The following is a 25023-nucleotide window of genomic DNA, read 5'->3' as shown; positions in this document are numbered from 1 at the left end:
GAACAATATAGATGCAAAACCTTGATATCGTGATTGCTTGGGTCGATGGCAATGATGTTGAGTTAAAACGTAAACGTCATCAATACCTCACAGGTGGAGATGCCTCAGATGCTGTGAGCGATACACGTTTTGCTAGTAATGATGAGATCTATTACAACATTGCATCTATATTGAAGTATGTACCTTTTTGCCGTCATATTTTCATTGTTACAGATAATCAGCAGCCTGAATTTTTAAATGAATTTGCAACACAAGGTCTTTGTGATGCAAATAAAATTCGTGTCGTTGATCATCGTGAGATTTTTGCTGGTTATACGCAATTTCTACCCACGTTTAACACCCGGTCAATTGAAAGCATGTTATGGAATATTAACGGGCTTTCAGATTATTTTATCTACTTAAATGATGACTTCTTTTTCAATTCACCTGCTCAAATTGAAGATTTTCTTGAAGCCAATAAAATCGTCACCTATGGACACTGGAAAAGTTGTTTTAGTTACAAGGCTAAGCTGAAATATCGTCAGTTTTTAAATCGAAAATTTAATAAACCGATTCAACCTGGTCATGTGATTGCACAAATGCTGGGTGCTGATATTCTAGGCTTTAAAGAATTTTTTGAAATCCACCATTATCCACATTGCGTAGATCGTAAAATTTTAAGTGAATACTTATTGCATCATCCAGACCTATTAGAAACACAGATTAAATATAAATTTAGAAGTGTCGAACAGCTAAATCCGATTTCATTGATGAATCATTTAAAGATTCAAAAAAATGAAGCAGTTTTAAAATCTGATTTAGCTTTGGCTTATTTGAAGAATGCTGAAAGCTTACCTGAGTTTGTAGAAGCATTGAATCAAGGCAATATTAAATATGGTTGTATCCAAAGTTTAGATCAACTAAATTCTGAGAATGCTGAACAGGTACGTCTTAAAATGATCGATAAATTATATGATTATTTACCTAAATCAGTTATTTCAGCCAAAGTTTTATCGTAGGAAGCCCATCATGAAAGTTAAAACATATCTGATAAATTTAGATGGTAGTGATGAGCGACTTGCTCGCGCAACAGAACAGTTACAGGCGGTAAACTGGGAGTTTGAGCGTTTTTCTGCTTACGATGGACGTGGCAAAGGATTGTCATCTTTTCAGGATTATGATGATGCGTTGACGCAGCAAACTTTAGGAAGACGGTTACTCAATTCTGAGCTAGGGTGTTATCTCAGTCATTATGGCTGTGCTCAGAAATTTTTAGCAAGTGATGCAGATTATCTTGTTGTCCTAGAAGATGATATGAAAATTACAGCTGATTTCAAACAGTCTATGGATCAAGTTTTAAATTATTTAGATACGCATCCAGACTTAGACTGGTATCTGATTAATTTAGCCGCGAAGAAGAAAAAGTTAGCCAAAGACATTACTCAGTTTGATCACTATTCATTGTGGCACGCTTATTATTTTCCTATTCGTGGTTTGGGGTTAATTTGGTCACGAAAGGGTGCTGAGGCGTTTATTGCACAAGGTAAAACAATTGCGATGCCTGTTGATATCTTTTTCCAAACTTGGTTGAGTAAGAATGGAAAAGGATTAGGTGTTTGGCCTGCTTTTGTTCGTCCAGCAGGTTTGGACAGCGATATTTTAGGTACAGTTGCAACACAGGGAATATCTCGTAAAGAGAAAGAAAATCGTGACCATTCTTATGGTTTTAAGAAGCAAAAACGTATGTGGCGTGATCGGGTATATGCTCTTAAACATCTTTATTTTTAATTGTATTAAGATGTAATTGGATAATTGTTGGTTAAATATACTGTGTAAAATGTATTTTTATCAGTATTGCTTTAGGTAAACGTTGTGGATCTATTATATGAAAATTTTTAAAAAATTATTTTATTTAGCTAAATTTCATATGATGTACTATTATAAAATTAGACTTACCAATAAAAAAATTGATAATTATGCAGGACAGCTCATTTTTAATCCTGTTACTACTTCTATTGAGTTACCTAAAAAAATTTGGATTTATTGGGAAGGACGTTTCCCAGAGTTTGTAGAAAAATGTGTCGAAAATATTCGTGAAAAAAACCCATCTTATCAAGTATATGTACTTAACCCAAAAAATGTAAGTGAGTACAGTGATATTGATTTTTCTTTATTGAAGGATGCGACGCCTCAACAAAAGGCTGATCTACTCAGATTTGATCTTTTATATCAGCATGGTGGGATCTGGTTAGATGCCAGTATAATTCTTTATGATAATTTGGATTGGATTACTGAACTGATGCAAAATAATCAGACAGAATGTTTTTCTTATTACCGAAAAAAAAATACTACGAATATCGATTATCCAGTATTGGAGAATTGGTTATTGGCAAGTGTTAAAAAAAATGTTTTCTTTAAGCATTGGTATGATGAATTATATTTAGCAATTCAACAAACGCCTAAATGCTATGTACAAAATATTCAAAAAACTGAAAAAAATAGCAAAGATATTTTTCAAAGAATTAGTAATTTGGAATATTTAGTGGCTTATGTCGCATGTCAGAAAGTGCTCAGACGATCTTTCCCAAGCATTACTTTAATCGATTGTGATGAAAATGCCTTTTACTACCAAGTGAAAAATCGCTGGGTAAAAGAAAAGATTTTGATTGATATGGCAATTAATTATCCAGCTGAAGAATATCCTAAGTTAATAAAACTTGCAGGAAAAGAGCGTAATTATTTATGCCAATATTATGATAAAGGAATGTATTTTAAAGGATCTTTTATTGATTTTTAACTTAGAACTCATTCAATCATGTTAAAAAATAAGCTTTGATCTCTTTTCTGAAATCAAAGCTTATTTAGACTAAAATCCTAGCTGACCCAAATTTTTAACTAGTTTGAAGTAGATAAAAACTGTTTAAGTACTTTATATTTAGGCTGTTGAGTAAAATACTCTTCAGAGGACAATGAACCAAAAACAGATAAATGGCGACCATCCAAAGAGTAAGGAATACTTTCTTTTGCCATATGATTTGGTTTAAACAAATCTGCTTGAGTGAGCAATAACGTATTTGGATAGTGCTGAGTCGTATCTGTAATGAGCCGTGAAGCATTTTTTTGCTGTTTAGCTTTAACATTATCAAAATAACTATTTAGATTGAAATTTCGATGTAACCACAATGACCGTTTGTATAACATGCTAATGTTTGCATCAAATGCATAAGGCTCAGACATTACAATCACTTTCTTATGTGATTGATTCGCTAGTTCGAGCAAATTTTTAAAACTTTGTTCTTGATGCTGTTGCACAATATCGGACCAGCGACCTGCAAAAATTAATACACTATATCGATCTATATTGTTTTTTAAGTAATTTCGATTAATCATACATTGCTGGTAGGCCGTTGAATTCTTATCCCCTGTGAATTGATCATCCGTACTTGGATAACACCAATTTGTAGTAATTGCATGGATATTTAAGTTGAGTTTTTTACCCAGATAATGCCAAAAGGGAATATTATGTCCAGCAAAAGAATCACCAAATAAAAGTACTTTTTGAGCATCAGTTTGTTTCGATCCAATATGACATTCAAGTCCTTGTTGACCTACCTTAAGGCTGTGATCATCTTTAATATTATAAAAACACCAGCCATTGGAAACCTTTGGCATTTCAAGTTTTTCATTGTGTTTTAAATAGAGTGAATCGGCACGATTTTTTAAACCGTCTTTATTTATATATGAATAGAGTGTGGATGAAGAGATCAGGATGATAAAGAATAATAAATAGCAGTAATATACCTTAATACTGACTAAATATTTTCTTGAACTTTCAATATATTTATAGCTTAACCAGCCTAAAATAAAAGAGATCAGAATCCCTAGACTAATATTGACTATGTTTTTTTCAAAGAAAAAATATCCAAGTAAAAAGGCAACTGGCCAATGCCACAAATAAATAGAGTAAGAAGCACTGCCTATATTTTGAATAAATTTAAATTTGGTGAAAACTGAATTTTGTTGGTTAGCAATAAGAATAAGCATCGTTCCAATTACAGGAACTAATGCGTTATAACTTGGCCAGATTGTATCTTGACCAAACAGGACTAAGCTTAGTGCAATGAATGAAAAACCAACAAGTTCAAAAAAATATTTTATGGGTTGAGTTGGCGTATATGTTCTAAAATAATAATAAGCCAAGCCACCCGCAAGCAACTCCCAAGCACGAGAGGTGAGCTTAAAAAAAGCATAGATTGAGTCTTTAGAAGAGATATAAATTGAGAAGCTTAAAGATGAAATACATAATAAAATTAAAAATATTCCTAAGAATTTTTTATTTTGAATAATTTTAAAATATAAATAAACAAGAATAGGAAATAATATATAAAATTGCCATTCTACTGATAAAGACCATGTATGAAGTAAGGCCTTATCATGAGAACTTACTGCAAAATAATCACCTGCTTGACGATAATATAAGTCATTAGATAAAAAACTTAGACTATATTTTGCATCTTTAGCAAACAGTTTGAAGTCTTCTGGGATGAAAAAAAACCATCCGCAAATTGTCATGATTAAGATGACAAAGAAAAGTGCAGGAAAAATTCGTGTGATTCTTGCTAAATAAAAGTTTATAAAAGAAAAACTATTTTTTTCAAGGTTCTCAATAATGATTTTGGTCATTAGATAACCAGAAATAACAAAGAAAACATCGACACCTAAGAATCCAGCAGAAAATCCTGAAACCCCAAAATGGAATAGAACAACAAGTATTACAGCATAGGCGCGAAGCCCGTTGATATCATCACGGAAATTTTTGGTTTGCATATTAAAAACAAATTAAGAGCTAAGGTGAATCCAAAACTTTATAAAAGCTTTGGATCTAATTTCTCAAAAGACTCTATCGCACTTTTCAGTGAAAGATTGTAAACTTTAATATTCTGCTTGTTTAAATAGTGAGAAGCGGCCTCAAATGCTGGAAATATTTCCGTTAAGTATTGGTCAAGCATCGTTGGTTGTTTGTTACCGCTTTTTTCATAAAAACGTGGTTGATTAAAGTTATTCATATCTAAACCTGCTAAATAAATTTCTTCATAAGACAGAGAATAAATAATTTGTAATGCGACATATGACACTGTGAAATAATCAAAAATAGAATCACGAATATGCAGAGAGAATCCTTTACCATCTTCTAAATAAAAATAGTCTTGATGGGGATTAATAGTGAGACGGGGACCTAAAAATCGTTCAGTTACACCATCCGTAATCGTTTCAATGACTTTGATCTGACATTTAATTTGGTCAGGATTGATTCTTCTTAGAATGATGTCTAGACAGCGATGAGTGGTGAAAAAAGTACATTGACTTTGAAGTACTTTGAGTACTAAATCAAAACGATTTTTAGTAAAATTAAAGTCGATAATGACATAATATTTAAATTGAACATAGTCCAATGAGATTGAACCATTAATTCCGATATAATCTATATCTTGTCTTTTAAAAACATCTTCTGGGCATTTTTGAACGGAAGGACCAGTTGCAACCAGCATGCTTTTTTTACAAGAGCGTGTAGGCATAACTGAATTGTCAGCAATGAGTTTCTTACGAAAATACACCTGATCAATTCCACCAAGTTCATTCCTTTTAACGGAATAATAAGGCCAGTATTTACGATTATGTCGATGTGTTTTAGGATGGCTATGTTTATAAATAAATTTATAGATATTTCTTAAAACAAAATTTGAAAAGAATAATTGAATCGATTTTGGTGTTTTATGGTTCATATAGAGTCGTAATGAGAAAAGGATTGAAGATGGATAAAATGTCTATTCGACAATTTATCCATCTAAAGTAAATGTGGGCTTTTTAAATTTAGCTTTAATTTTTCGGATTTGCTTACTCAACCAATTGGTTTCTTGGTCTGGGCGAGTCACTTTATTCCCTTGGTAGTTAATTTGAGTTGCTTTTGAAAAAGTTCCAAAAGGTTCAATTAAATAATTTTCAGGTTTATAGCCAAGCTCTAGTGCTTCCGCATAATATTGATCAAATAACTCAACTAAATCTTGGCGAGGATGAGGCATTATTTTGCCATCAAACCAATGTTTTTGATTCGCTTTGGCAAGACGTGGAATTGCATATTTATGACTAAATTGAGTTCCCATGTCCGAGTAGTGTAATACTTTAATTTGTTCGATCGCTAAGTCTTCACCATCAATATTATTATAAGAATCTTGATAAGGTTCAACTAATTGAGGCTTGTCTTTGATAAGACGCATTAAATTTTTATGACTCTCTGGATTCGTGCGGATTTCATCAAGTGGTGGGAGGTATTGTTTGGCTTTCTCACAATCCCATACACAAGTACATAAACGCGCTGTACTTTTCCCGCCTTTAGCGATAACGATTGCATCATTATTCATAGGGTGTGACCAAAGTTCTGCAATATCACAGAGTACGACCACATCAGCATCCATATAAATTGCGCGACCTGTGAAATTACATAACTCAGGTATTGCCCAACGGAAACCAGAAAAAGGTGTTGCCCATTTTTCTGTAGACCATCCATTACCTGTTTCTTGGTCGCTATACCACGGACTATTTATGTCATGACTAAGTTGCATCCAAATAAATTCAACATTATGCTGTGTATGTTTACGAACACTATGTTCTAATACCATGAGTTGTTCAAGATCACAGTTATTTGGATCGCAACCTACAAAAATTTTAATGTTTTCACTAATCATTATTTATAGCCCCTAAATCACATTTATTAGAGTGGTGCCGTATAGTATATCGCTAAATGCGATTAATTTAAATGAACATTGATCTTTATCGTGGAGTCGATCTCAAAATTAAATTTATGAGTAATTGTTGTAAGAGTTTTTATGAAAAAATTTGTCATTAGTTTATCAACTGCTCAAGAGCGCCGTAAGCATATTGTAGCTGAATTTACAAAACAAGAAGTAGATTTTGAATTTTTTGATGCGATTACGCCTGTGAATATAGACATCGCGACATCTAAACTTGGCCTGGTCGGGTATACAACAGCTTTACACCAAAATGAAGTCGGTTGCTTGCTGAGCCATATGCTGTTATGGAAAAAAGCAATAGATGAGCAACTCGATTATATTGCAATATTTGAAGATGATATCTATTTAGGTGATCATGCAAAAGATTTTTTATTGGATGATGTATGGATTCCAAAAGAATGTTCTGTGATTAAGTTAGAGGTCTTTTATAAAAAAATTGGTGTAGCGTTAAAACAACATAATCTCTCGGCTCCCGATGCCCGTAAGCTATTGTTATTACGTGAAGCGCATATGGGATGTGGCGGATATATCATATCGCAAGATGTAGCAAAAAAATTGCTGAATTTTATTGTTGAATCGAAAGCATTAATCCCTGTGGATCATTTTTTGTTTAGAGAGTGCCCAGAGCTAGAAGTGTATCAGCTTAGCCCCGCATTGTGTATTCAGGATATGATATTGACGAATGGTAATACACAGTTTCCAAGTGCCTTGGAAGAAGTTAGAAATATTAGAAAAGGGAAGTATCTAAAAAAGAAAAAATTGAAATTTAGTGATAAATTGAAAAAAGAATGTTCAAGAGTTATTAGACAAATTCAAAAAATGATGATTAAGCTGGCAAAATTTAGACAAGGCATTCGGACTGTGAAAATAAAATTTCGTTGAAACTAATGTTTTAGCTGTTAATTTTTGAAGTTCTGTTTGGTGGACATGAATTTGCTTATTTATACAAATTCCTGCCACCCTCTAATTTCCTAAATCGTTTATAGCCCCATAAATACTGTTCAGGAGCAATACTAATCATTCGTTCCATTTCTTTATTCAAGGTATCGACTGAAAGCTGTAAATCTTTAGAATTAATATTTTGTGATAGTGCGGTAAAATGTAAATCAAAACCTGAGAAATCAGAGCGGCGAACACAAGTTAAACCCACGACGGAACATTGGGTTTTTGCAGCAAGCTTTGAAAGTAAAGTTGATGAAAATGCTTTTTGCCCATAAAACTCAGAATAAATACCGCCAGACTCTTTGGGGATATGGTCGGGAAGGATGGCAGTAAATCCACCTTGTTTTAAATGTTTAAATAAGGCCCGTACACCAGTATCATCAGTGGGTACTAATGTTGCATTTAAGCGTTGGCGAGACTCTAACATAAATCGATCTAAGTCTTTATCTCTACTTGGTTTATACATGATAACAGGATGAGTATGTTGGTTGATCCACGCATTCATGAGCTCCCATGCTCCAAAATGGGGTACCACACCAATACAGCCATTGGGATTCTTCAAGGCATTGAGAAAAATATCAGCATTATAAACCTGTTTAATTTGGGCTAAGGCGAATTCTGGAGAAGATCCCCAAATTTTAATTGACTCTGCATAAGTCATACATTGGCTTTTTAAACTGGCCTTAATCAGTTGATTGCGTTGTTGTTCATCAAGCTCGGGATACGCTGCTGTTAAATTCAATGCAGTGGTACGTTTTGCTGAAGAATTACTCATAAACAATAAATTCCCCACACCTCTAGCAATACTTTGTATCATCCCTAGAGGTAATCGAGAGAAAGTTTTAAGTAGCTTATACATTTAATTAATATTAGTCGCGATCAGCATTGCCTTTCAACACCAAATAAATTAGTGCTGAAATAATAAAGAAACCAGCAATAAAACTGCTCATGCTGAAATATAGAATACGTTGATAAGTATCTAAATTAAACAACTGATGGCTTAGGATATAACGCATAAATCCCCATTGAACCACTGAAAATACAATGATAATAATTGTATGACGAAGTACATTAGGTCGCATAGCCATAGGTTTTCACCTCAAAAGTTAACAGCGATAGTATGCCATTTATGAGAACTTATCTCAATTAGAACCTATCGAAATAAAATGCATATGAAAAACAGAAAACCCTGCATAAAGCAGGGTTTTTGATGAAACAATTAAAAATTATTTAGATTCTTCAGCTTTCGGTTTTTCGCGTAAACGAATACCCAAGTCACGCAATTGATTTGGTTCAACTGGTGCAGGTGCTTGAGTTAATGGACACTCAGCAGTTTTGGTTTTCGGGAAAGCAATCACGTCACGGATAGATGATGAACCTGTCATCAACATCACTAAACGGTCTAGACCGAATGCTAAACCACCATGAGGCGGTGCACCGAATTTTAAAGCATTTAATAAGAAACTGAATTTTTCTTCAGCTTCTTCTTCGCCAATACCTAAAGCTTCAAAAATTGCTTTTTGCATTTCTAAAGTGTAGATACGCAATGAACCACCACCGATTTCGGTACCATTCAATACCATATCGTAAGCAACAGAAAGTGCTGCACCAGGATTGCTTTTCACTTCTTCAACACTTGATTTTGGAAGTGTGAACGGGTGGTGAACAGATGTCCATTTACCATCATCAGTTTCTTCGAACATTGGGAAGTCTACGACCCAAAGTGGCGCCCACTCGGTTGTTGACATGTTCATGTCATGACCGATCTTGATACGTAAAGCACCCATTGCATCATTTACAACTTTGGCTTTATCTGCACCAAAGAATACGATGTCACCGTTTTCAGCACCAACACGCTTTAACAAATCAAGCACGATTGGTTCGATGAATTTAACGATTGGAGATTGAAGACCTTCGATGCCTTTTTCAAGTTCGTTGACTTTAATATAAGCTAAGCCTTTCGCCCCATAAATTCCAACGAATTTAGTGTATTCATCGATTTGGCTACGTGGCAATGAGCCTGCACCAGGTACACGAAGTGCCACAATACGACCTTTAGGATCTTTTGCTGGGCCTGCAAATACTTTGAACTCAACGTCTTGCATCATGTCCGCAACGTCTACAAGTTTCAAAGGAATACGTAAGTCTGGTTTGTCAGATGCATAATCACGCATTGCATCAGCATAAGTCATGCGTTGGAATTTGTCGAATTTCACACCAAGAAGTTCATTGAACATCTTAACGGTCATGCCTTCCATCAAATCCATAATATCGTCATCGTTTAAGAACGATGTTTCGATGTCGATTTGAGTAAATTCAGGTTGACGATCGGCACGTAAGTCTTCGTCACGGAAACATTTTGCGATTTGGTAATAACGATCTACACCACCAACCATCAACAATTGTTTAAACAATTGTGGTGATTGAGGGAGCGCATAAAAGCTACCATTTGAAACACGGCTAGGCACTAAATAGTCACGCGCACCTTCAGGTGTTGCACGTGTCAAAATGGGTGTTTCAACATCCAAGAAGCCGTTTTCATCTAAGTAGTTACGAATTAACGTGGTCACTTTAGAGCGGAAACGTAAACGGTCAATCATTTCTGGACGACGAATATCGAGGAAACGATATTTCAGACGGATTTCTTCAGAAATATTGGCATTTTCATCATTCAATGGGAATGGTGGAGTTTCAGATGCAGCAAGAACTTCGATTTCTTTACCTAAAACTTCGATTTGACCACTCACCATATTGGCATTTTCGGTGCCTTCATAGCGACGACGTACACGTCCTACAATTTTTAATACATATTCTGAACGTGCTTTATCCGCAGTTGCAAATGCTTCTGGAGTATCAGGATCGATGACGACTTGAACGAGACCATCACGATCACGCATATCAAGGAAAATCACTCCACCGTGGTCACGACGACGATGTACCCAGCCACAAAGCGTTACAGTCTGGTCAATTTGAGCTTCGGTTAAAGAACCGCAATAATGAGTTCGCATCATAGCGTTAAAAATCCAACTATATGGGTTAAGGAAGCGAGTACGTAAACAGCGCATCGCCTAAAAATGTAATGTGAGATTATGCCTCTTTGAGAGGTGAGTCACAAGGACTTGGGGCAAAAACTACCACATTGCAGAATAAATTTAAGCTAATTCCGAGAAAGTTTAAGTGACTCAATCGGCAAATAGAGCATCATTAAAAATATTTTTTATAATTTAAATAATGAAATAGTAGACAGCCAAAAGTAAAACAAAGAACAGAAGCTTGAGTAAAGGTTTTCATAAAGAAACCAATCAGTACATACAAATCAGTGTCTTGAGGAGCTAATCCTGTGATTTTGGCAATGTAAACATAATAAATGCAACCGCTAAAAAAAGAGGTTGTAAATAAGGCTATACAGAATATTTGTATTTTAGGATTTCGTATTTGATTGACTTTATATTTAAAAAAGTAATGTAACCCCATCCACATTAAAAACGGTAAAGCCACAACAGAACAGCCGATTTGTAGGACTTTATGCATAGGATAAATACGATCAAACATACTGACAGGTTGGGCTAAAAACTCTTTAAAAGCGAAAGTTCGAAAATCTAAATGGGTTAAACCGTCCCAAATAATATGAGTTGCTGTACCTAAGATAATCGCCAACACTATCCAAATTAGAAATTGAAAAAAATTTGAAAAAGAAGCAATGTTTAATGGTTTTTGAATGGCTAAAAACTTAAATAATAATGGGCGATATAAACTATACCAAAGCAAGCAGAACAATAATCCCACCAATAAATCTGGATAGATGATTCCTTTGAATTGATGATTTAAATAAATTTCAGTTTTAACCAATACTCTATACAAATCTGGTGTCATTGTGCCAATTGCGAGTGCAGCAATCGGTAAGCGATTTCCTGAAAGTTTGGACAAAGGCGGCGCTAAAATAGCATGTGAAAGTGTGAAGGGCATTAGGATATTAAAAAGTTAAGCAATGGTTTTGATCTGATTCTATATAAAAAGCCAAAGAGCAAATGTTTTTTATTGCAAAAATATTGAAATGTTATAATATAACGTAATCCAAAAATACTGAGCTTTGAGAGCATCCCATGTCTTTTACCAAAAGCGCCCTAACACTTTCCATTTCTGCAGTTATTTCAACTTCTATTTGGGCGGAAGATCAAATCAATACTGAAAAAAATCCACAACAATTAGAGACCATTACAGTTGTTGGGCATCCCTTGGTCCGTTCAAGCCAAGATTTTGGTGTTGCAGATGAAACTGTTTCACGTGAAAAACTACAACAGGCTGGCACGACCTTAGGCGAAGCACTCAAAGATGAACTAGGGATTTATTCCAATACATTTGGGGCTGGCTCAAGTCGTCCTGTAATTCGTGGGCAAGAGGGTGCGCGGGTTAAAGTGACTCAGAATGCAACAGAAACCATGGATGTTTCAAGTTTGTCACCAGATCATGCTGTCACTGTAGATCCGCAACTTGCACAAAAAATTGAAGTTATTCGTGGACCATCAACATTATTATATGGGGCTGGGTCTGTGGGTGGCTTAGTCAATGTGGTTGACAGCAAGATTCCGACAGCGATGCCTGAAAATGGTTATGAAGGCAATGTTGGTCTGCGTTATAACACGGGCAACGATGAAAAAATGGCAAATGCTGGGGTGACTGTTGGATTAGGTTCAAATGTTGCATTACGTGTAGAAGGTTTAAAACGTGATGCCAATGATTACATTACCCCGAACTATATCGTAACAGAAGAACATGGTGATCATGCACATAGTACAAAAGAGCGTCGAGTTGGCAATACATTTTCAGAGTCTGAAAATGTAAATGTGGGCTTATCTTGGATCGGTGAACGTGGTTTTGCGGGTGTGTCTTATAGCAACCGCCAAGATCAATACGGTTTACCTGGACATAGTCATGAATATGAGTCATGCCATTTACATGGTTTATCACTCCACTGTGGTGGGCACGATGATGATCATGCAGGCCATGACCATGATGAAGGACATGGACATGGGCATGGTGAGGAAGAGCATGATCATGCTGAAGCAGGGCCATGGATTGATATGAAAACAGAACGTTATGATTTTCGTTCTGAGCTCAATGAACCTTTTGCTGGCTTTAAAAAACTTCGTGCACAAGCAAGTTATACCGACTATCAACATGATGAAATTGAAGGAAGTACAGCAATGACAACCTTCAAGAGCAAAGGTTATGAAGGTCGTGTTGAGTTGTTACACAATCCGATTGCTGCTTGGGAAGGCGTGTGGGGTGTTCAAGCCAGCCAGCAAAAATTAGATATCACAGGTGAAGAAGCGGTTCTTGCGCCAAATAAAACCCAAAAATATAGTGTATTTGGCTTAGAGCATCGCCAATTTGGTGATTTTCATGTGGAATTAGGGACTCGTTTTGATCATCAAACAGTGGATGTTGATTCAGCTCAAAAAGACTTTGATGGTAATGCATTCTCATATTCTGGTGCTGTGAATTGGGCATTTGCACCAAATTACACGCTCTCTTTAACGGGTTCTCATCAAGAGCGATTGCCTTTAGCACAAGAACTTTATGCTGATGGAAAGCATTATGCGACCAATACTTATGAACTGGGCAATCAAGACTTAAATAAAGAGAAGTCAAACAATGTGGAATTAGGTCTTCATTATGACAATGACAAGTTGAGCTATCATGTACATGTCTATCAAAATTGGTTTGATAACTATATTTATGCCAAAACTTTGGATCAATACGAAAACTTCCGTTTGATCAAATACAGTCAAGATAAAGCCAAGTTCTACGGGACAGAAGGTGAAGTCGCTTATCAGTGGAATGATGTGTATAAAACCAGCCTGTTTGGTGACTATGTACGCGGTAAAATTGAAGATGAAAATGCACCACGTGTTCCTGCTGGTCGTTTAGGCGCTCGTGTAAATGCTGAGTTTGATGAGCGTTGGTCTGGTTTAGCAGAATATTCACATGTGTTTAACCAAGATAAATTTGCGTCTTATGAACAAGAAACCAAAGGTTATAACATGGTGAACCTAGGTGTTGCTTATCAATATCCTTTGGCCAACAAACAAGAAGCGAAAGTATTCTTTAAAGCCAACAACCTGTTGGACGAGAAGATTTATGAACACACTTCTTTCTTATCGAATATTCCACAAATTGGACGTAACTTTGTCATAGGTATGGACTATAAGTTCTAATTATTTGCAATCATTCACCAAATCGTTATTGAAAAATAAAGGAATTCGACCTAGGCTCTAAGGGTCTGCCAATACTTCATCTGTATTTGCGACAACGAGTGTTTTTTAGAGGATACAAGGCATGATCTATGAAATTTAGTGATCTAAATGAGTAGGTCATAACGATGTAGCATCAAAAAACACTCTAGTCCCTCAAGGGTTGTTGTTAAAATTATCTCAAACATCGTTATGAAACTTGAAAATAGTCTCGCTATTCTCTTCATTTCATGCCTCGTTTGCTCAATTTTAGCCGACAAAGCAAGTTATATATGAAATGTTGATAGATCCTAAATTGGTCTAGGTCTTTTCTTATGCGTATCTTCAATAAAATTCAAAACAAACTGAATTGGTCAAAACGTCGCTATTTCGGCATTATTATCGGCATATTGGCCTTAGGATATCTCTCATCTGCGATTTATCATGTTTATAAACCGCTTCCTAAAGGGCTGAATTTTACCGGACCATTGCGTCATGCCAATGTAAAATTTATTGCCGATGAAACTTATATTGATGCGCAAGGGAAGCAGCAACTTGATCAACATATCTTTGATCAAGTGTTACAGCTGATTAAGCAAGCCAAGACCACCATTGTGATCGATATGTTTCTATTTAACAGTGAAGTCGGCGATTCTAAAGTTCAGCAACGAGAATTAACCAAGCAATTAACCCAAGCCTTGATTAACGAAAAAATTGTAAACCCAAGCTTAGAAATTAAGTTTATTACCGATCCTATCAATTCTGTTTATGGTGGAATTCAGCCTGAACAATATCGTCAATTACGTTTAGGCGGTATTGATGTGATTGAAACGAATTTAACACCACTCCGCGCATCTAATCCTACTTGGTCTGGAATATGGTATTTATGTTGTCAGGATATTGGCAATAATCCAAATAAAGGCTGGCTGAATAATCCATTTGGTAAAGAAAAAATTACAGTCCGTAGTTATTTAAATTTATTTAATTTTAAAGCCAATCATCGTAAAACCATCGTGGTCGATACAGCGGAAGGTTGGAAAACCATCGTCACATCCGCCAATCCTCATGATGGTAGTTCACGTCACTCTAACATTGCATTAATGGTTGACGGGGCAACTGCAACAGATATTTTAAATACTGAACAAACCGTCGCGCATATGTCGGGAGGAGATACGCCTTTTGTTGCCTTTGGCAAACTACCTGAAAATCCGAATGATCCTCAGGTTCAAGTACTCACTGAAAAAGCAATTTATGATGCAGTCTTAAACATGTTGGCGTCAGCAAAAGCCAATGATCAAATTGATTTAGCCATGTTTTATTTGTCAGAGCGCCAAATTATTAAAGGTTTAGTTGCTGCCAAGCAACGTGGAGTGAAATTACGTATCTTGCTTGATCCCAATAAAGATGCATTTGGTCGTCAAAAAAATGGTATCCCAAACCGTCAAGTGGCTTCAGAGTTAAATGACGCAGGAATTGATGTGCGTTGGTGTAATACCCAAGGTGAGCAGTGCCATAGTAAGATGATCGTAAAGCATAATGCGCAATCTGCGGAAATGATTTTAGGTTCTGCCAACTTTACCGCACGTAATTTAAAAAATTATAATTTGGAAACTGATTTACGCGTGGTTGGCAATCCACAACAACAAGTCTTTATCGATGCTGAACAGTATTTTAATACGGCTTGGTCAAACTTAAATGGTCGTCAAATGAGTGTGGATTACAGCAAATACGCTGATGAGTCAAAACTTAAATACGGGGTTTACCATTTTATGGAATGGAGTGGTTTGTCGACGTTTTAGTATTTATTTTGCCTAGATTCCTTTATCAATGAGGGAGTCTAGGTGGATAAGAAAAAGATAAGCAGAGTTAGAGTAAATGATTGAAACAATAAAAATATACTTAAATATTTATCAGCAGTTGATAGAAAAGTTTATTGAAAAAGAACAATTATCGATTCAGCAAAAAGATTTAATTTTTAAATCGTTAGCCACTCAGGTTGACATTGACATGCTCTCTAAGTTTGAAACACTCAATCAAGTTGAAATACCAATTGAATATAAAAGATTTTTAACTGAAATTGGTAATGGTACAGGGGATACCTGGGAAAGTGCTGGGATAGGACCTGATCTGGGAATTTTAAAAGTAATATTCCATAAGGACCAATGTCTAATTTTGGGGGATATTTTAATTGACCTGCAAACACCATTTCCATTTGTCGATGCATATAATTTGGAAAATTGGGAGGAACTTGCTGAGCAGTTTAACCAGTGGTTAGAAAAGTATAATACTGAATTTAGAGATAAATTATTTCAGCGCATCGAACCAACAACCGAAGAGTTTGAAAGATTTATTCAGCATCATGGTGAAAATCCACGTGATCAGTATTATGAAAACTTTGAGCTCAATGGGATTTTGCCTATTTGTGGAATTGGTTGTGGTGAATATTATTTTTTAGTCATTACTGGACCATCAAAAGGTGAGATATGGATCGATTCTCGAGATCTATGGGGTGGGATTGCGCCTATATTGGATGAGAGTGGAAGTACACAAAAATTTGATAGTTGGTATTTCAATTGGTTGAAAGCAGAAGTACTGCATTTGCAAAATAAATTAAAAATATAAGTGAGTAAGAAGCTCAAGTCGATATTTGAGCTTCTTACCGCATAATTCTAAATTTTTGAGATTCATGTAGATTGAATTACTGCGGATTTGGTGGAACTAACTCATCCAAATCTTTATTTGAAATATGATCTAACTCATGTAAATCAGTTTTGATTTTCCATTGGCTTTCATCATCTACAGGTTTTGGGAGACGTGCCTCTAACCAGTCACACACCACATCAGGTGAAAAATCTGCATGGTTACATTGAATCACCCAAGCTAAAAATTGTTTCGCCTCACCATTCATATACGGAGGAGGAGATACGGGTAAAAACTGAGTCGGAAGACGTTCATTTTTAGAAATATAATTTAAAACGTGACCAAGTTCTTGCACAGTTTGCCAGGCTAAAGGGTGGTCAATATTGATTTGAAATTTAAACCACCATGCTTGTTTGCCATCTGAACCATAGCTATCAATAAATGCTTCTTGCACACTTGGGATTTTGCAAAAAAATTGATGTAAACGGTCAAAGCTCAGTTCAGCCACAATACAGCACTCATCAGATTAAAATTATATTTTATCAGATTGATGTCAGAATTTACTTAAGTTGATGTATAAACAATAAAGAAGATTAAATTTTGACTGCAATTCATCCATTATTTATCTTGAATGATATATTAAGCTGTTGTGTATACGTTCAAGTTTGGAGGTTGAAATGAAACAGATACTCAGTTTAAGTGTCTTGATGTTGATGCTTTCAGCAACTTCAACAATGACATGGGCAGACGCTAAAGATTGGGCGAATTATCGCAGTGTTGAGCGGCCTCAAAAGAAATATCCAACAACGACCTATAAATATACAGATCAATATGGCCGCCAAATGTCACAGGAGATTCCTGTTCGACCTCAATACCAGCATTCCTCAACGTACCCAAGTTATCCAAATAGGCCCTATCCGCATCCAAATGCCCCATATCCAAGTTACCCACCACAAAATGGTGTGACGATTATTTATAATCACCAGTTTCCAACTCAGACTGAGTATTCCGGTACTAGCTATGGTTATGTAAATGGAGAGGGCGGTCATATAGAAAGCTCACAATACACCTTAATTAGTGATTGGCGCCGTTATGGTTTACCTGATCCTCAGGTTGGTATGCATTGGATTTTCCAAAATGGTCGTTATTTACAAGTGCCTAATAATCGTTGAACATGATTTAAAAACGTCATTATGATCAATATGAATGCGTACAAGAGTTTTAACATATTAAAAAGCCCCTTCTCCTTGTTGTTTTGCGCTCCAATAAAGTATTGTTTTGATTTTGCTTAGGAAGAAGGGCTTAGGTTTAGATTAAGAGGAGAGGGGGCAGACTAAGCCAACTCATCGTCTTCTGGTCGCGGTGTTTTACCGTGTGGTAATGATTTTTCAGTGTGCTTATCACGAATAACAGAAGGATATGTCCAAGAAGCATATCTCACGATCAAAATTGCAATGGCTAAGATTAAAACTGACCCTGTGATAATCACTAAATCCATATCGGCTTTATGGTCATGCTGAATATCTGAAATTAGTAATCGCGTGAGTGCGGTGATTGCGATATAGATTAAGAAACGTACAGGCATGTGATTGGTCTTAAAATAGATCCCCACCATTGCGCCTAATTCCAAATAGATGAATAACAACAAAATATCATCAATACTGGCGTATTGTTTCATGGTTAAAATTTCAATAATTGTATGTACCGCTGACCAAGCGATCATACAGCCAATGATAAACAACGCAATATAATGAAATGCTTCTACTGCAATATTGCCCAATTTATCGAGGAGGTTTTCTATTTTTTCTATACGTGGATCTTTATTCATAACATCCTCCATTTGCGTGTGTTCTTTATCATTAAACACTATGCAAATTTCATGCACATGAAAAGTGAAGTAAAATGTTTATGGCGAATAAATAACAACTATTTAATTAAGAAATTGATCATTTCACCTGATTAGTCTATAGATAGATTATTTTCAATACAATTAAAGGAATAACAATGTATTTGTACCGACCAATTGGACTTTTTGAATATCAATTGATTGAAAAGAGTGGCTTTAAAAATTTCCCACCAAGATTGTATTGGCAACCTATTTTCTATCCTGTTTTAAATCAGAAGTATGCTGAAAAAATTGCTTTAGATTGGAATACCAAAGATCAAGCAAGTGGTTATATTGGCTATGTCACACGGTTTGAATTGAATGATGAGTATCTGGCTCAGTTTGAAGTACATACGGTTGGTGATGATTTTTGTCAGGAGTTATGGATCCCAGCTGAGCGACTAGACGAGTTTAATCAGCAAATTATAGGGGAAATTGAAGTGGTTAATATTTTTAAAGGTGAAGCTTTTACTGAAAATGCTGAATTACCTGAAATATTTAAAACCAGCCCAGATGGCTCGAAAGAGTATTAGGAAAAAACATGTATCTTCCTACTCATTTTAAACAAGAGAATCTCACTGAACTTTTCGATTTAATTGAACAGAATCCATTGGGAAGTTTGATGGTTACTTATGACGGTGAAATTGAAGCGAATCATATTCCTTTTGAATTGGATCGTTCAGCTGGCAAGTCTGGATTGTTACGTGGACATATCGCCAAAGCCAATCCTTTATTTAACTTGTTAGAACAGGTTGAATCGGCTTATGTGATTTTCCATGCTGAGCAAAGTTATATTTCACCGAGTTGGTATCCAGGAAAATTTGAGCATCATCGGGAAGTACCGACATGGAATTATCGTGTTGTGCATGTGAAGGGAACAATTCGAAAAATAGATGATGAAAAATATTTGCGGGGTATTTTGGCGCGATTGACACGTCAGCATGAAGCACCACAGATTGTACCTTGGAAAATGGGGGATGCGCCGAATGATTATATCGAAGAGCAATTAGAAAAAATTGTGGCGATTGAGATCGAAATAGATTCAATCTTAGGAAAATTTAAAGTCAGTCAAAATCGCAGTGCTGTGGATGCCACAAGTGCAGCAAATGCTTTGCAAACCCAAAATCCAGAGATGGCTGAATCAATTCGGAAGTTTTATCCAAAGTAAGATTTTCTGATGCAACTTGATTTATATTGCGGTCAACTTTTATAGCCACACGATATAATTTTTCTTAATTAATATTTTTAATTAAATCAACTGTATGGAAAAATAAAATTGTTTGAGTATAAAAAGCTTGCAATGTCACATCTTACAACCAAAGTTTAAATTGCTTTGCGTAGGCGATGCCAAACCTTGCGCTGCAAACAAAGCAGTGCTTTGTTTTTGCTCATGGGCGAGGGGTACGTCCTGTACTCCCACCCAACAGCGACATCCATGTCGCTCCACGGTAGGATAATCATCTAGGATTCAAAAGTACAAAATTGAATCGATAATCAACAGTTTCTAAAAGTTTATACAAAAACGTAAATTTCATTTCTGATCAATGACTTGATAGAAATTACTTGTATGAATAATTAGGTGGTTTGACTATAGAACAGTAAATGTTCTAAAAAAAAGCATTAGTTGTAAATAAAAAAACGCCCGAATGATCGGGCGTTTTAATGTCTTATTTCAGTTGATGATGAAATTAAGCCTGATTCGTAAAATAATCTTCACTGAAATTCATAATAACTTCTGCCCCTGCTTTGATTTTAGCAACACGTGCATTTAAATCAGGCAAGAGGCGTTGGATGAAGTAATGAGTCAATGCAAGTTTGTCTTGGTAGAATTGACCTTGCTTATTTTTTGCAGCATTGGCAATACGAGCAAACATATAAGAGAAGCTTAATAACCCAACGACATGTAAATACTCTACTGCCGCAGCATTTGCGAAATCAGCATTTTCTTTAGCCCGTTCTAAAATATGCTGCGTAATCATATCTACTTCAGTTGCAATATCTAAAGTCGCATCTTTAATGAAGTTTAAGTCTGTATCTAGACCATTGGCAAAATCACGGATTTCTTCAATATATTCAGCAATGAATTCACCATTACATTTAATTGTTTTACGACCAATTAAATCTTGTGACTGAACGCCATTGGTGCCTTCATAGATTTGTGCAATACGTAAGTCACGAACACATTGTTCCATACCCCATTCACGAATATAGCCATGGCCACCAAACACCATTTGCGCGTCAATCGTGGCATTAAAAGCTGTATCCGTTAAATAGGCTTTAGCAATTGGTGTTAATAACGCAACACGATTATTTGCCTTCGCTACAGCTTCAGGATCGGTTGAAAATTTAGTAATGTCAAGTTGTTGACCAACGTAAACAGCAAATGCACGAGAAGCTTCATTGTTGGCACGCGCATTGAGCAACATACGACGTACATCACCATGTACAAGGATGCTGTCAGCAGGTTTATTTGGTGATTTAACACCTGTTGCACTACGACCTTGTACACGATCAGTCGCATATTGTGCTGCATTTTGGTATGCATATTCAGAAGCACCTAGGCCCTGAATACCCATCGACAAACGTTCGTAATTCATCATCACGAACATCGCTGCTAGTCCTTCATTTTCTTTACCAACAAGGAAGCCTTTGGCTGCATCAAAGTTCATGACACATGTTGCAGACGCTTTGATTCCCATTTTGTGTTCAATTGAACCAGGACCCGCTGTATTACGTTCGCCCAATGAACCATCAGCATTAACAAGGAATTTAGGCACGATAAAGAGTGAGATCCCGCGTGAACCCGCAGGTGCATCAGGTGTTTTTGCTAAAACAAGGTGAATGATGTTGTCAGCAAGATCATGGTCACCACCAGTGATGAAGATTTTAGTACCAGTAATGTTGTACGTACCATCTTGGTTGCGTTCAGCTTTAGTTTTGATAATCCCTAAATCTGTACCTGCATGAGGTTCAGTTAAACACATCGTTCCAGACCATTCACCTGAATAGATTTTAGGTAAATAAGTTTCTTTCTGCTCTTGAGATGCATAGCTGTTTAACGCCATACCAGCACCGACAGAGAGAAGCGGGTAGAGCATGAATGATGGATTGGTAGCAAATAACATTTCATCTGCAAGTACAGTCAGCATTTTTGGCATTGCCTGGCCGCCCCATTCCTCTTCAGCACCTAGGCCAATCCAACCGCCTTCAGCATATTGTTGGAATGCTTCTTTAAAACCAGCAGGTGTCGTGACTTTGCCATTTTCATAATGAGCGCCTTCTTCATCACCTGTACGGTTTAAAGGAAGCGTAACATTTTGTGCAAATTTAGCCATTTCTTCTAAAATTGCTTCAGCCGTTGCCGCATCAACATGTGCAAGCTTTTCGTTGGCTTGCCAGAATTGCTCTGCATTGAAAACGTCATTCAGAATGAATTTCATATCTGCAAGTGGCGCATTATAAATTGGCATGTTCGTTCACCTGTTTATTGTTTGAATCTGTAGACTTAGATCAGTTTAACCAACAAACATGTATGTTGTTAGATGGTCTAAGTAAATAACGCTCTATTTATAAAGAAAAAGGACTGCCAAAGCTATGACCGTCCTTTCTCTATTTCTGCACTCTTGAGTACAGTTTTTTAAATGCCTAACTCGACATTCTAATTAGAATGCAAAGTCTTCTGCGTCTAATGACATCAATGGATCTAAGCCACCCGCGATCACGTCAACATGTGAGCGAACACGTGGTAAGATTTTCTTGAAGTAGAAACGCGCAGTCTTAATTTTTGCATTATAGAAGCCAGTTTCAGTAGAACCTTCAGCAAGCTTTTGTTGTGCAACAAGCGCCATGCGAGCCCATAAGAATGCAAGTGTTACATAACCAGAGAAGTATAGGTAGTCAACCGCAGCTGCGCCAACTTCATCCGGGTTTTGCATTGCTTTCATACCGATTTGCATGGTTAAATCACCCCACTCTTTGTTTAGAGCAGCAAGTGGTTCAACAAATTCTTTCAGTTCAGCATTGTCTTTGTTTGCTTCAGCAAATTTATGGATGATCTTGGTGAAGTCTTTCAACATTGCACCTTGCGTGCCCAATACTTTACGGCCTAACAAATCAAGTGCTTGGATTTCAGTTGTACCTTCGTATAAGCAAGAGATACGTGTATCACGTACAATTTGCTCCATACCATGTTCAGAAATAAAGCCGTGACCACCAAATACTTGTACACCGTGTTTCGCTGATTCAGAACCTGTTTCAGTTAAGAACGCTTTCGCAATTGGTGTTAATAATGACAAGATGTTGTCAGCAAATTTACGATCTTCTTCAGTGACACCTTGCTCTACGATATCTGCATATTGAGATAAGAAGTAAACCAATGCACGGCCACCTTCAGCAAATGCCTTTTGCGTCATCAACATGTTACGTACAGCTGGGTGAACAATGATTGGATCAGCTTCTTTCTCTGGTGCTTTAGGACCAGAAAGTGAGCGCATTGCTAAACGATCTTTCGCATATGCAAGTGCGCCTTGGAAAGATGATTCAGATGCTGTTAAACCTTGAACAGCAGTACCAATACGTGCAGTGTTCATAAAGGTAAACATTGCATGTAAACCACGGTTTTCAGGTCCAATCAAGAAACCTTTTGCGTTATCAAAATTGATCACACACGTTGCGTTACCGTGGATACCCATTTTGTGTTCAATTGAACCACAACGAACTGCATTACGGTCTGCAATAGAACCATCTGCATTTACATTGAACTTAGGTACGATGAATAACGAGATACCTTTAGTACCTTTAGGAGCACCTGGTAAACGCGCCAAGACGATGTGAACGATGTTCTCCGCCATATCGTGTTCACCAGCAGAGATAAAGATTTTCTCGCCAGAGATTGCATAGCTACCATCTGCTTGTGGCTCAGCTTTAGAACGGATAATCCCTAAGTCAGAACCTGCATGAGATTCTGTTAAGCACATAGTACCAGTCCACTCACCTGAAACAAGTTTAGGTAAATATGTTGCTTTTTGCTCAGCAGAACCATGATGCTCAATCGTACGAACCGCACCATGTGAAAGACCTGGGTACATACCCCACGCCCAGTTTGCCGCACCCACCATTTCAGAAATAGCTGTTGCTAAAGAACCAGGTAAACCTTGACCGCCATGCTCTTCTGGAACTGAAAGAGAAGGGAAGCCTAATTCTACATATTTGTCATAGGCTGCTTTAAAGCCTGTAGGTGTGGTGACTACACCATCATTCCATTTACAGCCTTCACTGTCACCGATTTGGTTAAGTGGAGATAATTCATTTTCACAGAAATCCGCGCCCGCTTCTAAATATTGATCAATCAATTCACGGCTTACGGTTTCTTGGAATGCAGGGAGTTTCGCGTAATGTTCTTCAGCATTTAATAACTCATGCAAAACGAAGTGCATATCACGTAAGGGTGCTTTGTATTGTGGCATATCGGTTTCCTCAATACTGGTTAAACCAGATTTATAATCTTCATAAATACGACGTGTGTCTTCTATAACACATATTTGTTCCGCTACATCGTGCAACATCTTATAGTGACGTACAAGTATTTCATGGTTAATTCTCTGTGACTGTAAAGTCAAAGAAAAAAGGCTTGAAAGCTGTAAGTATATTGAGTGTAAACACTTTTCATTGAAAAATAAGGATACAAATAGTCAAAATCGTAAAAACTTGTGTCCAATAAAATGCCAGTCAAAATATGCCTCTCAATGATTTAAACCAATAGACGAATTGCATGTTTTGTTGATGGTGATATTTTTATGGCAATCATTGACTCCAAAGCCGATCCACAATGTCTTCTACCGAATATTCAAAGTATCGTCCTGCTTGATCTTTATTACGTTGAAACAATTGATGTTTAAATGCTTTAAAATTGAGTTTTAAAAAGTTATAAAAATACCCGCCTGAGAAAATGGTGCGGAGGTAAAAAGCATTGATGAAATCATTTGCGTGTTGAGTATTAAAATCTGAGCTTTTAATCCGCTGGACAATTTCAGTAAGTTCTTGTTTTGAAATATTGTGGATGATTTTAGGCTCAGGTAGGCAAATATCAAAGCTTAAATTTTCAATACCTTCGGCTTCCCACCACTCCCAAAGTTCATATTGAGAAATGTCTTTACTGGTAATTTCTGTAAGTGTTTCACTGAGTTTTTGATATTCAAGCGAATCTTCATCACCAAACTCATCGCAATAGTCTATGTAATTGGTAATCAATTTGAACACAGTTGGATAAAGTTGTTGTGCTGTTTCAAAATCGGGTTCTATTTCTGTACGAAGTTTATTCATCGTTTACTATGTTTAAATGATCAAAAAGTTTTAATGATGCTATCAATAAGCGACAAGAAAAGCATAATTTCTAAAATGAAGTCGAGAAATGAGAAATTAAAGTTTTAAGCCCATTTTTACCAATTTATTTTATTCTTTCAGCAATTTACCTCTTTCTCTAGGATGACCTTCTAAATAAAAACAGTCGTTTATTTTTACTGGGAAGAGGAGGGTA

Annotated in this window: 22 protein-coding genes; 10 read left to right on the top strand and 12 right to left on the bottom strand. The window is 36.4% G+C overall.

The window, feature by feature from the left end; translation table 11 throughout:
- Positions 1 to 11 precede the first annotated feature (11 nt).
- From WFN33_RS12225 to WFN33_RS12215, 3 genes are all read left to right on the top strand, one after another.
- The gene (locus WFN33_RS12225; RefSeq protein ID WP_336953406.1) at positions 12 to 998 is read left to right on the top strand and encodes a Stealth CR1 domain-containing protein; all 987 of its coding nucleotides are present in this window, start codon (positions 12 to 14) and stop codon (positions 996 to 998) included.
- A gap of 10 nt (positions 999 to 1008) precedes the next feature.
- Positions 1009 to 1767 carry a glycosyltransferase family 25 protein gene (locus WFN33_RS12220; protein WP_336953405.1) on the top strand — a complete coding sequence of 253 codons (759 nt, stop codon included), beginning with the start codon at positions 1009 to 1011 and terminating at the stop codon, positions 1765 to 1767.
- Positions 1768 to 1864: 97 nt separating this feature from the next.
- A complete protein-coding gene (locus WFN33_RS12215; protein WP_336953404.1) occupies positions 1865 to 2776 on the top strand; it encodes a glycosyltransferase family 32 protein in 912 nt (303 codons plus the stop codon).
- Between the two features lie 98 nt (positions 2777 to 2874).
- On the opposite strand, the gene WFN33_RS12210 is transcribed toward WFN33_RS12215, so the two are convergent.
- From WFN33_RS12210 to WFN33_RS12200, 3 genes are read right to left on the bottom strand one after another with little or no spacing between them, the layout of a single operon-like run.
- On the bottom strand, positions 2875 to 4806 hold the full coding sequence (locus tag WFN33_RS12210) for an acyltransferase family protein (protein WP_336953403.1): 1932 nt from the start codon (positions 4804 to 4806) through the stop codon (positions 2875 to 2877).
- 38 nt (positions 4807 to 4844) lie between these two features.
- Entirely contained in the window at positions 4845 to 5762 is a 918-nt protein-coding gene (locus WFN33_RS12205; RefSeq protein WP_419359071.1) for a lipopolysaccharide biosynthesis protein, read from the bottom strand.
- A 54-nt stretch (positions 5763 to 5816) separates the two neighbouring features.
- Positions 5817 to 6722, bottom strand: a complete 906-nt coding sequence (locus tag WFN33_RS12200; protein ID WP_336953402.1) for a glycosyltransferase — start codon at positions 6720 to 6722, stop codon at positions 5817 to 5819.
- 141 nt (positions 6723 to 6863) lie between these two features.
- Here WFN33_RS12200 and WFN33_RS12195 point away from each other — a divergent pair, with 141 nt between their 5' ends.
- On the top strand, positions 6864 to 7670 hold the full coding sequence (locus WFN33_RS12195; RefSeq protein WP_336953401.1) for a glycosyltransferase family 25 protein: 807 nt from the start codon (positions 6864 to 6866) through the stop codon (positions 7668 to 7670).
- 55 nt (positions 7671 to 7725) lie between these two features.
- Here the strand turns inward: WFN33_RS12195 and WFN33_RS12190 are convergent, their stop codons facing one another.
- The 4 genes from WFN33_RS12190 to WFN33_RS12175 form a co-directional block, all read right to left on the bottom strand.
- Entirely contained in the window at positions 7726 to 8589 is an 864-nt protein-coding gene (locus WFN33_RS12190) for a lysophospholipid acyltransferase family protein (protein WP_336953400.1), read from the bottom strand.
- Positions 8590 to 8599: 10 nt separating this feature from the next.
- A complete protein-coding gene (locus tag WFN33_RS12185; RefSeq protein WP_004723114.1) occupies positions 8600 to 8818 on the bottom strand; it encodes a hypothetical protein in 219 nt (72 codons plus the stop codon).
- Between the two features lie 138 nt (positions 8819 to 8956).
- Entirely contained in the window at positions 8957 to 10741 is a 1785-nt protein-coding gene (aspS, locus tag WFN33_RS12180; RefSeq protein ID WP_336953399.1) for an aspartate--tRNA ligase, read from the bottom strand.
- A 193-nt stretch (positions 10742 to 10934) separates the two neighbouring features.
- Positions 10935 to 11696, bottom strand: coding sequence for a DUF4184 family protein (locus WFN33_RS12175; RefSeq protein ID WP_336953398.1), 762 nt, complete (start codon positions 11694 to 11696; stop codon positions 10935 to 10937).
- 137 nt (positions 11697 to 11833) lie between these two features.
- Here WFN33_RS12175 and znuD point away from each other — a divergent pair, with 137 nt between their 5' ends.
- The 3 genes from znuD to WFN33_RS12160 all read left to right on the top strand — a co-directional run bounded on the left by znuD (position 11834) and on the right by WFN33_RS12160 (position 16585).
- Positions 11834 to 13948, top strand: coding sequence for a zinc piracy TonB-dependent receptor ZnuD (gene znuD / locus WFN33_RS12170; RefSeq protein ID WP_336953397.1), 2115 nt, complete (start codon positions 11834 to 11836; stop codon positions 13946 to 13948).
- Between the two features lie 350 nt (positions 13949 to 14298).
- Complete coding sequence (locus WFN33_RS12165; RefSeq protein WP_336953396.1) at positions 14299 to 15762, top strand: phospholipase D family protein; 1464 nt, start codon at positions 14299 to 14301, stop codon at positions 15760 to 15762.
- A 76-nt stretch (positions 15763 to 15838) separates the two neighbouring features.
- Positions 15839 to 16585 (top strand): hypothetical protein, encoded by a 747-nt coding sequence (locus WFN33_RS12160; protein ID WP_336953395.1) that lies wholly within the window; start codon positions 15839 to 15841, stop codon positions 16583 to 16585.
- Between the two features lie 76 nt (positions 16586 to 16661).
- Here WFN33_RS12160 and WFN33_RS12155 read toward each other — a convergent pair whose 3' ends face one another.
- On the bottom strand, positions 16662 to 17111 hold the full coding sequence (locus WFN33_RS12155; RefSeq protein WP_336953394.1) for a hypothetical protein: 450 nt from the start codon (positions 17109 to 17111) through the stop codon (positions 16662 to 16664).
- 169 nt (positions 17112 to 17280) lie between these two features.
- Here WFN33_RS12155 and WFN33_RS12150 point away from each other — a divergent pair, with 169 nt between their 5' ends.
- On the top strand, positions 17281 to 17775 hold the full coding sequence (locus WFN33_RS12150) for an RcnB family protein (RefSeq protein WP_336953393.1): 495 nt from the start codon (positions 17281 to 17283) through the stop codon (positions 17773 to 17775).
- A gap of 161 nt (positions 17776 to 17936) precedes the next feature.
- Here the strand turns inward: WFN33_RS12150 and WFN33_RS12145 are convergent, their stop codons facing one another.
- Complete coding sequence (locus tag WFN33_RS12145) at positions 17937 to 18431, bottom strand: phosphate-starvation-inducible protein PsiE (protein WP_336953392.1); 495 nt, start codon at positions 18429 to 18431, stop codon at positions 17937 to 17939.
- A gap of 176 nt (positions 18432 to 18607) precedes the next feature.
- On the opposite strand from WFN33_RS12145, the gene WFN33_RS12140 reads away from it, so the two are divergent.
- Both WFN33_RS12140 and WFN33_RS12135 read left to right on the top strand, forming a co-directional pair.
- Positions 18608 to 19021, top strand: a complete 414-nt coding sequence (locus WFN33_RS12140) for an ADP-ribosylation/crystallin J1 (protein ID WP_336953391.1) — start codon at positions 18608 to 18610, stop codon at positions 19019 to 19021.
- An 8-nt stretch (positions 19022 to 19029) separates the two neighbouring features.
- Positions 19030 to 19656 carry an FMN-binding negative transcriptional regulator gene (locus WFN33_RS12135; protein ID WP_336953390.1) on the top strand — a complete coding sequence of 209 codons (627 nt, stop codon included), beginning with the start codon at positions 19030 to 19032 and terminating at the stop codon, positions 19654 to 19656.
- 520 nt (positions 19657 to 20176) lie between these two features.
- On the opposite strand, the gene WFN33_RS12130 is transcribed toward WFN33_RS12135, so the two are convergent.
- The 3 genes from WFN33_RS12130 to WFN33_RS12120 form a co-directional block, all read right to left on the bottom strand.
- A complete protein-coding gene (locus WFN33_RS12130) occupies positions 20177 to 21958 on the bottom strand; it encodes an acyl-CoA dehydrogenase C-terminal domain-containing protein (protein WP_336953389.1) in 1782 nt (593 codons plus the stop codon).
- 192 nt (positions 21959 to 22150) lie between these two features.
- Positions 22151 to 23953 carry an acyl-CoA dehydrogenase C-terminal domain-containing protein gene (locus WFN33_RS12125; protein WP_336953453.1) on the bottom strand — a complete coding sequence of 601 codons (1803 nt, stop codon included), beginning with the start codon at positions 23951 to 23953 and terminating at the stop codon, positions 22151 to 22153.
- A gap of 337 nt (positions 23954 to 24290) precedes the next feature.
- Complete coding sequence (locus WFN33_RS12120; RefSeq protein ID WP_336953388.1) at positions 24291 to 24809, bottom strand: hypothetical protein; 519 nt, start codon at positions 24807 to 24809, stop codon at positions 24291 to 24293.
- Between the last annotated feature and the right edge of the window lie 214 nt (positions 24810 to 25023).

It is taken from the genome of Acinetobacter sp. AS167, from assembly GCF_037152175.1.
Taxonomy (GTDB): domain Bacteria; phylum Pseudomonadota; class Gammaproteobacteria; order Pseudomonadales; family Moraxellaceae; genus Acinetobacter.
The sequence above is the reverse complement of the archived record's forward strand: the minus strand, read 5'-3'. Positions and strand labels throughout refer to the sequence as shown.